The sequence below is a fragment of the Dietzia sp. DQ11-38-2 genome (assembly GCF_014145055.1).
GTDB lineage: Bacteria > Actinomycetota > Actinomycetes > Mycobacteriales > Mycobacteriaceae > Dietzia.
This window is the reverse complement of sequence record NZ_JAALDW010000228.1, coordinates 1-8,144: the sequence shown is the minus strand read 5'-3', so window position 1 is coordinate 8,144 and position 8,144 is coordinate 1. Positions and strand designations below refer to the sequence as shown.

Below are 8,144 nucleotides of genomic sequence, written 5' to 3'. Positions count from 1 at the left end.
CGGACCCGCTCGTGTGGATCCACGCCGATCCGGTCTCGGCGGCGTACTGCGACCGTGCGGTGGCGGCGTTCTGCGACGCCGGCAGGGTCACGGCGGCCTCCTCCGTCGCGGACGCGGTCCGGTCCCAGGCCGAGCGTGCCCGAGGCCTGCCCGCCGTGGACCCCCTCGCGAGTCTGTTCCACGATGACGAGTTGGACGGTGAGCGCGAGCACAGGACGATCCGACACCTCGGTATGGTGTTGAGCGCGGACGAGGAGTTCGTCCGCGTGACCGCGGGTCCGCTCGTGGACGTCGAGTGGATCTCCGATCGCGGTCGGGACACGCTCGGCGCCGCACCGGCCCCGTTGAGCGGAAGGGTGGCCGCGCTCATGGCACGGACAGAGCTCTCCGCCGCGTATTACCTGGTGGGGGGGCTCTAGACCCGTGGTGGCTCTCAGCCCGGTCGTCCAGGCGTACGCGTGGGGATCCCGGACCGCGCTCCCCGAGTTGTGCGGGACGCTCTCCCCGGCACCGCACCCGGTCGCCGAGCACTGGTTCGGTGCCCACGACTCCGGCTCGTCGCTCTGCGCGGACGGGCGGGGGTTGGACGCACGGATCGCCGCAGACCCCGAGGGTGAACTCGGTGCCCGGGTGGCCGCGCAGCACGGCGGAGGGTTGCCGTTCCTCGTCAAACTCCTGTCCGCCGAGCAGGCGCTCTCGCTGCAGGCACATCCGTCCCCGGAGCGGGCGAGAGAGGGGTTCGCCGCGGAGGACGCGCGGGGGATCGCCCTGCACGCACCGGATCGCAACTACCGCGACACCAACCACAAGCCCGAGATCCTGGTGGCCCTGACCGAGTTCCACGCGCTGGTGGGATTCCGTCCCGTGGCCCGGACCGTGGAGTTGTTGGACGCGTTGGACGTCTCCGCGCTGCGCCCCTACCGCGCGATGTTGGACGGACAGCCGGACGCCGAGGGCCTGCGCGCCGTATTCACGACCTTTGTGACGATGCCGCACTCTGCGCTGGCGACGGTGGTGGCGGACCTCGTCACCGGGGCCGTCGACTACCTCACGGTGGAAGGCGTCGCCGGGCGGTGGTCGCACGAGGCCACGACCGTGGTGGAACTGGCCGAGCGCTACCCCACGGACCCGGGGGTCCTGGGTGCCCTGCTGCTCAACAGGGTGGTGCTCCTCCCGGGGGAGGCCGTGTACCTGGGACCAGGTCAGCTCCACGCCTATCTCCGCGGGGTGGGGGTGGAGGTGATGGCCAACTCGGACAACGTCCTGCGCGGGGGGCTGACGCCCAAGCACGTCGACGTCCCGGAGCTGATGCGCGTGCTCGCGTTCGACCCGCTGGTGGACCCCACGGTCCGCCCGGTCCGGGCAGACCGCGGGATACCGGGGGAGATGGACTACCCCACGCCGGAGCCGGACTTCGCGCTCTCGCGCATCGAGCTCCCCGCCGCCTCCGGTCCCGTCGGCTATCCCACAGACGGGCCGGAGATCCTGTTGTGCACCTCCGGGCGAGTGCGCGTGGCGGAGAACGGGACCACGGAGACACTGGGGCCCGGCCACGCGGTGTGGGTGCCCGCCTCGACTCCGGAGGTCGTGCTGGAGGCCGTGGACGGGGCGACCGTCTTCCGCACCCGTGTCGGAGATCCGGCGACGGGGACGCCGCACCGGTAGAGCGCCCCGCTACTGTGGTGCGGGAGTCTTTCCACGAATCACGAGGAGCTGGTCGCACACATGTCCGCTGATCTGCAGGTGCAGTCCGTCAACGGTCTCGAGTTCAAGGTGGCGGATCTGTCGCTGGCGGAGGCGGGCCGCAAGCAGATCCGTCTGGCCGAACACGAGATGCCCGGTCTGATGGCGCTGCGGGAGGAGTACGGGGAGCAGCAGCCGCTGGCCGGCGCACGGATCGCCGGGTCGATCCACATGACGGTGCAGACGGCGGTGCTGATCGAGACCCTGACCGCGCTCGGCGCGGAGGTCCGGTGGGCCTCGTGCAACATCTTCTCCACCCAGGACGAGGCGGCCGCCGCCGTCGTCGTGGGCCCGGAGGGAACCCCCGAGGCCCCGTCGGGCGTGCCGGTGTTCGCGTGGAAGGGCGAGACGCTCACCGAGTACTGGTGGTGCACCGAACAGATCATGACCTGGCCGGGCGCCGATCCCAACATGATCCTCGACGACGGCGGCGACGCCACCATGCTCGTGATCAAGGGCAAGGAGTTCGAGCAGGCCGGGGCCGTGCCGTCGGACGACCCCGCCTGGTCCGCGGAGGAGAAGGTCTTCCACGCTCTGCTGCGCGAGTCCGTGCCGGCCCACCCGGGCAAGTACACGGCCATCGCCGAATCCGTCCAGGGCGTGACCGAGGAGACCACCACCGGCGTGCACCGCCTGTACCACTTCCACTCCGAGGGGGTGCTGCCGTTCCCCGCGATCAACGTCAACGACGCGGTGACCAAGAGCAAGTTCGACAACAAATACGGCACCCGCCACTCGCTGCTGGACGGCATCAACCGCGGCACCGACGCCCTCATCGGCGGCAAGAAGGCCCTGGTCTGCGGGTACGGCGACGTGGGCAAGGGATGCGCCGAGGCCCTGGCCGGTCAGGGCGCGCGCGTCCAGGTCACCGAGATCGACCCGATCAACGCGCTGCAGGCGCTCATGGACGGCTTCGACGTGGTGACGGTCGACGAGGCCATCGAGTCGGCCGACATCATCATCACCGCCACCGGCAACAAGGACATCATCACCTTCGACCACATGACGCGGATGAAGAACAAGGCGATCCTGGGCAACATCGGCCACTTCGACAACGAGATCGACATGGCCGGACTGGAGTCCGCCGAGGGCGTCACGCGCATCAACATCAAGCCCCAGGTCGACGAGTTCGTCTTCGATGATGACGGCCGCTCGATCATCGTGCTGTCCGAGGGCCGTCTGCTCAACCTCGGCAACGCCACCGGCCATCCCTCGTTCGTCATGTCCAACAGCTTCTCCGACCAGGTGATCGCCCAGATCGAGCTGTTCAGCAACGCCGACCAGTACCCGGTCGGGGTCCACCTGCTGCCCAAGATCCTCGACGAGAAGGTCGCGCGACTGCACGTCGAGGCCCTCGGTGGATCCCTCACCACGCTGGCCAAGGACCAGGCCGAGTACATCGGTGTGGACGTCGAGGGCCCGTACAAGCCCGACCACTACCGGTACTGACCCGCAGACCGGTGGTCGCGCGACTGGTCGTCGTCGAGGGGCTCGACGGTGCGGGCAAGAACACCCTGACGACCGCTCTGGTCGGTGAGCTCACCGACCGGGGTGTGTCGGTCGGTCGGCTCGCCTTCCCCCGGTACGGGACCCTGCACGCCGACCTGGCCGCGGACGCCCTGCACGGCGGTCAGGCCGGCGCCGCCGACTCGCCGCACGCGATGGCCCTGCTGTTCGCCCTGGACCGGCACGCGGCGCTGGGTGAGCTGCGCGACCTGATCGGCTCTCACGACGTTGTCTTGCTCGACCGCTACGTGGCGTCCAACGCCGCGTACACGGCGGCCCGGCTCGGCCCCGGCAGGCAGGACGAGGTTCTCCGCTGGATCGGTGAGCTCGAGTTCGACCGACTCGGGTTGCCCACACCGGACCTGCAGATCCTGCTCGACACCCCTGTCGCGCTGGCGGCCGAGAGGGCGGGATCCAGGGAGACGGCGGACCCGGGTCGGACCCGGGACCGCTATGAGAGGGACGCCGCTCTCCAGACCGCGACCGGGGAGATCTACCGTCGACTGGCCAGCACCGGATGGCGCTCGCCCTGGCAGGTGTCGGGCGTCGACCCCGATGTGCGACGGTTGGCCGACGTGGTGGTCGGACACTGAGCTGTCGGGCCCCGAGCCGAGGCGTGGGCCCGTCCCGCGCGCACGGGACGGGTAAGGTCTTCATGAACGCATGCCGACATACACGCCGACACAAGTGGTGACAATGACCCCGAAGATCCTCGTCGTCGACGACGACGCCGCCCTGGCAGAGATGCTCACCATCGTCCTGCGGGGCGAGGGGTTCGAGACCGAGGTCGTGGGCGACGGCGTCCAGGCCATCGAGACCTTCCGTGCGGTCCAGCCCGATCTGGTCCTGCTGGACCTCATGCTCCCGGGCCGGAGCGGGATCGACGTGTGTCGGGACATCCGCGGTGAGTCACGGGTGCCGATCGTCATGCTCACGGCCAAGACCGACACCGTGGACGTGGTCCTGGGACTCGAGTCCGGGGCCGACGACTACATCATGAAGCCGTTCAAGCCCAAGGAACTGGTGGCCCGCATCCGGGCGCGGCTGCGTCGCGGCGAGGACGAGCCGAGCGAACTCCTGCACATCGGGGACGTGAGCATCGACGTGCCCGCCCACACCGTGACGCGGGACGGGACCCCCATCCCGCTCACCCCGCTCGAATTCGACCTGCTCGTGGAGCTCGCGCGAAAGCCCCGCCAGGTCTTCACCCGCGAGGTCCTCCTCGAACACGTGTGGGGCTACCGCCATTCGGCCGACACCCGGCTGGTCAACGTCCACGTCCAGCGCCTGCGGGCCAAGATCGAGAAGGACCCGGAGAACCCCGAGGTCGTCCTCACCGTTCGCGGCGTCGGGTACAAGGCCGGTCCGGTCTCGTGATCGACCGTCGCACGGACGACGCGTCGGCGTCCTCCGGCGACGAGCGCGACACCAGGGACGTGGCCGACTCGTCGCCGACGCTCAGAGAGCGACTCCGGGACCTGGATCTCACGGTCCTGGGGATGCGGATCGCCCGGATGTGGCGGCGTTCCCTCCAGCTCAGGGTGGTCACCTCCACCCTGGCGCTGTCCATGGGGGTGATCCTCACGATCGCGTTCATGCTGCAGAGCCAGATGGCCGCCCAGTTGCTCTCCACCAAGCTGGACGCCGCGGTCGAGCAGACGGGCAGGCTACGGGTCACCGTCGAGGCGCAGATCGCCGCGACCGACGAGGGGACGAGCGAGCAGTCCCGTCTCGACCAGGCGCGAAGCGCCCTGGGGGAACGGGGAATCGCCGCGGAGGGTGAATCCGTCCACGCGGGGACCTTCGAGCCGATCCTGGTGGTCCCCGACCAGACCGGCCGCGGGCAGGTCGTCAGCCCGGCCGACGCGCGGGTGCCGGCGGATCTCCAGGCGCTGGTGCAGCGGGGACTCGTGGCGCAGAAGATCGAGCCGGTCGTGTTCCGCGACGAGGAGACCTCGGCGCTCATCATCGGCACCCCCACGGACTCCTCGATCCCCGGTCTCGAGCTCTACCTGGTCTACCCGCTCATCGCCGAGGAACAGACCCTCGGGATCATGCGCGGGATCGTCGCGACCGCGGGCCTGGCGATCATCGTCCTCAGTGCGGCGATCGCGTGGATGGTCGCCCGACAGGTGGTGCTCCCGGTCCGCCAGGCGGCGTCGATCGCGCAGCGGTTCGCCAACGGCCACCTCAAGGAACGGATGGTGATCCGGGGAGAGGACGATGTCGCCCGACTGGCCATGGCGTTCAACGACATGGCGCAGAGCCTGTCCGATCAGATCACTCAGTTGGAGGAGTTCGGGGACCTGCAGAAGCGGTTCACCTCGGACGTCTCCCACGAGCTGCGTACTCCGCTGACCACGGTCAGGATGGCGGCCGACATCATCTCCGACTCGGCCGGGGACCTGGATCCCCCGACCAAGCGCGCGGTGGAGTTGCTGGAGTCCGAGCTCGACCGTTTCGAGAGCCTGCTCACCGACCTCCTCGAGGTCTCCCGCCACGACGCCGGTATGGCGGAACTGTCGGTGGCATCGTTGGACGTCCGGGGGGCGGTCGAGGACGCGGTGTCCACCGTGTCGCACATCGCGGAGTCCGCGGGAGTGCAGGTGGAGCTGGACATGCCGTCCGAACCGGTGATGGCCGAGGTGGACTCCCGTCGGGTCGAGCGCATCCTGCGCAACCTCATCGCCAACGCCCTCGACCACTCTGAGTCCAAGCCGGTGCGGGTGACTCTCCGGGGGTCGGAGGCGGCCCTCGCGGTCTCGGTCCGCGACCACGGGGTGGGGCTCAAGCCCGGCGAGGAGTCGCTGGTGTTCAACCGCTTCTGGCGCGCCGATCCGTCACGGGTCCGTCGGTCGGGCGGGACCGGGCTCGGTCTGGCGATCGCGCTCGAGGACGCCAAGCTCCACGGCGGTCGTCTGGACTGCTGGGGGAGCCCGGGCGAGGGGTCGTGCTTCCGCCTGACCATTCCCCGTCGGCACGGCGGCACCCTCACCTCGAGCCCGCTGCCGCTGACGCCGGAGGACGAGGCGCGGCTGGTGCGGACCGGGTCCCCGACGCCCCTGGCGCGTGTCCCCGGTTCCGAGGAGGTCCGTTCGTGAGCCGCAGCCGGGCCTTCCTCGTCGCGATCGCGACGATCTGCGCCACCGTGCTGGCCGCGACCGGCTGCGCGACCCTGCCCTCGTCGTCATCCCCCCAGGTCATCGACACCTTCTCTCCGTCCGGTGCCGGGCTGGCCGTCCCCACCCCGGTTCCCGACCAGGAACCGGACCTCCTGGTCCGCGACTTCCTCAAGGCCGCGGCGATCGCGGACCAGCGCCACGCCGCGGCCCGGCAGTTCCTCACCCCGGAGGCGGCGGACACCTGGGACGATTCGGCGGAGACCACCATCGTCCTGCGGGCAGATCTCAGCGCCGAGGGCGGCCGCGGCGCCGACCGGGCGGAGTACACCCTGCGCGCCGAGAAGGTCGGGTCGCTCGACCCCGGTGGCATCTTCAGGGAGGACGTCGGGCAACTCGAGGTGACGATCGGCCTGGCCCGGCAGGACGGCCAGTGGCGGATCGACCGGCTTCCCCCGGGTGTCGTGATCGAGCGGACCGAGTTCGTCTCCACCTACGCCCAGCGCGACCTGTTCTTCCTCTCCGGATCCGGTGACTCGCTGGTACCGGACACGCGGTGGACCGCCGCGGACCGGACCGATCTGGAGTTCTCGCTGGTCAACCTGCTCGCCACCGGGCCCCGACCGGGCCTCGAGTCCGCCGTCCTGTCCCGGATCCCGGCATCGGTCTCGGTTCGCCCCGACGATTCCGCCGATGGGCAGCAGGGAGCCGGGACCGCCATCGACTTCACGGGCCTGCCGGTGCTGAGCAGCCAGGCCACCACGCAGTTCGCCGCGCAGGTCGTGTGGACCCTGGCCCGCGCGGACGTTCCCGGGCCGTACCGGCTCGAACGCGACGGCGCGCCGCTCGACGAACGCTTCGTCGACGGGTGGACGACGGAGGACGTACGGACGTTCGACCCGTATCCGCCGGTCGAACCGATGCGCTACGCGCTCACCGCCGCCGACGGCCTGGTGAGATTGGACGCCTCCGGCGCCAGACCGGCGGGCGGCCCGTGGTCGCAGGTCCGCGGGGGACGGAATGCGACCCTGTCGCACGACGGGGAAGCGCTGGCGGTCATCGCCGGCGAGGACCCCGCGGCGCCCCAGCGGTTGCTCATCGGCGCGGTCGACGGCGAGCCCGACGAAGCCCTTGTCGCCCGGACCCTCACCGGGCCGACCTTCCACCCCGTGGACGGGCGCGCCTGGGTGATGGTCGACGACACGAGGCTGGTGCGGGTGGGCATCGGGGTGCAGGCCCCGTCCGTCCAGGAGATGGACGGCGCCCCGCTCCGCGCCCTGGGCTCCCGGTTCACCGGTCTGAGGATCGATCCGTCCGGGGCGCAGCTGGCGGTGGTGGTCGACGGCAAGGTGTTCATCGGCGCCCTCTCCGCGGAGACCGGGCAGCCGCTCGCCGGGACGTTCCGGCAGATCGGCAGGGCGTTGGGGGAGACGGCCGCCGTCGTGGCGTGGCGGGACCGCTCGACGGTCGTGATCGGTCAGAACACCACTGAGGTACCCGTCACCACGATCACCGTCGACGGCGCGATGACCACGCCGCTGTCCCAGCGCAACATCGCCGGACCCGTCACGGCGGTCGCCGCCGCGGGCCGCGAGGTGTACGTGGTGGACCAGAGGTCCCTGCTGAGGCTCGACACGGTGGCCGAGACCGGGGACCGCTACTGGCGGGAGATCAACGGACTGGCCGCCATCCGGGCGGACCCGGTCGTCGCGGGCTGACGAGTGCCGGCGGGGGCCGACGGGAGACGCGGGCGCCCACCGGGCCCCGGGTGGTCCG

6 protein-coding genes and 1 pseudogene are annotated in these 8,144 nt (G+C 70.6%); all 7 read left to right on the top strand.

All coding sequences use genetic code 11. The annotated features are described in order from the left end of the window. Positions 1 to 419 (top strand): annotated as a pseudogene (locus G6026_RS08500) (hypothetical protein); the annotation flags it as partial. 4 nt (positions 420 to 423) lie between these two features. Further along, positions 424 to 1,665 (top strand): mannose-6-phosphate isomerase, class I, encoded by a 1,242-nt coding sequence (gene manA / locus G6026_RS08495; protein WP_107755932.1) that lies wholly within the window; start codon positions 424 to 426, stop codon positions 1,663 to 1,665. 60 nt (positions 1,666 to 1,725) lie between these two features. Continuing rightward, the gene (gene ahcY / locus G6026_RS08490) at positions 1,726 to 3,192 is read left to right on the top strand and encodes an adenosylhomocysteinase (RefSeq protein WP_107755933.1); all 1,467 of its coding nucleotides are present in this window, start codon (positions 1,726 to 1,728) and stop codon (positions 3,190 to 3,192) included. Positions 3,193 to 3,203: 11 nt separating this feature from the next. After that, positions 3,204 to 3,842: a dTMP kinase gene (locus tag G6026_RS08485; protein ID WP_107755934.1), complete on the top strand. Its 639-nt coding sequence runs from the start codon at positions 3,204 to 3,206 to the stop codon at positions 3,840 to 3,842. Between the two features lie 94 nt (positions 3,843 to 3,936). Continuing rightward, entirely contained in the window at positions 3,937 to 4,626 is a 690-nt protein-coding gene (mtrA, locus tag G6026_RS08480; protein ID WP_182612908.1) for an MtrAB system response regulator MtrA, read from the top strand. Continuing rightward, positions 4,623 to 6,350 carry an MtrAB system histidine kinase MtrB gene (mtrB, locus tag G6026_RS08475; RefSeq protein ID WP_107755936.1) on the top strand — a complete coding sequence of 576 codons (1,728 nt, stop codon included), beginning with the start codon at positions 4,623 to 4,625 and terminating at the stop codon, positions 6,348 to 6,350. The genes mtrA and mtrB overlap by 4 nt, the downstream gene beginning before the upstream one ends. After that, complete coding sequence (locus G6026_RS08470; RefSeq protein ID WP_182612907.1) at positions 6,347 to 8,086, top strand: LpqB family beta-propeller domain-containing protein; 1,740 nt, start codon at positions 6,347 to 6,349, stop codon at positions 8,084 to 8,086. The genes mtrB and G6026_RS08470 overlap by 4 nt, the downstream gene beginning before the upstream one ends. The last annotated feature ends 58 nt before the right edge of the window (positions 8,087 to 8,144 follow it).

Excerpts from the sequence above, each read along its gene's own strand:
- ahcY (WP_107755933.1), top strand. The coding sequence starts at position 1,726 with ATGTCCGCTGATCTGCAGGTGCAGTCCGTCAACGGTCTCGAGTTCAAG.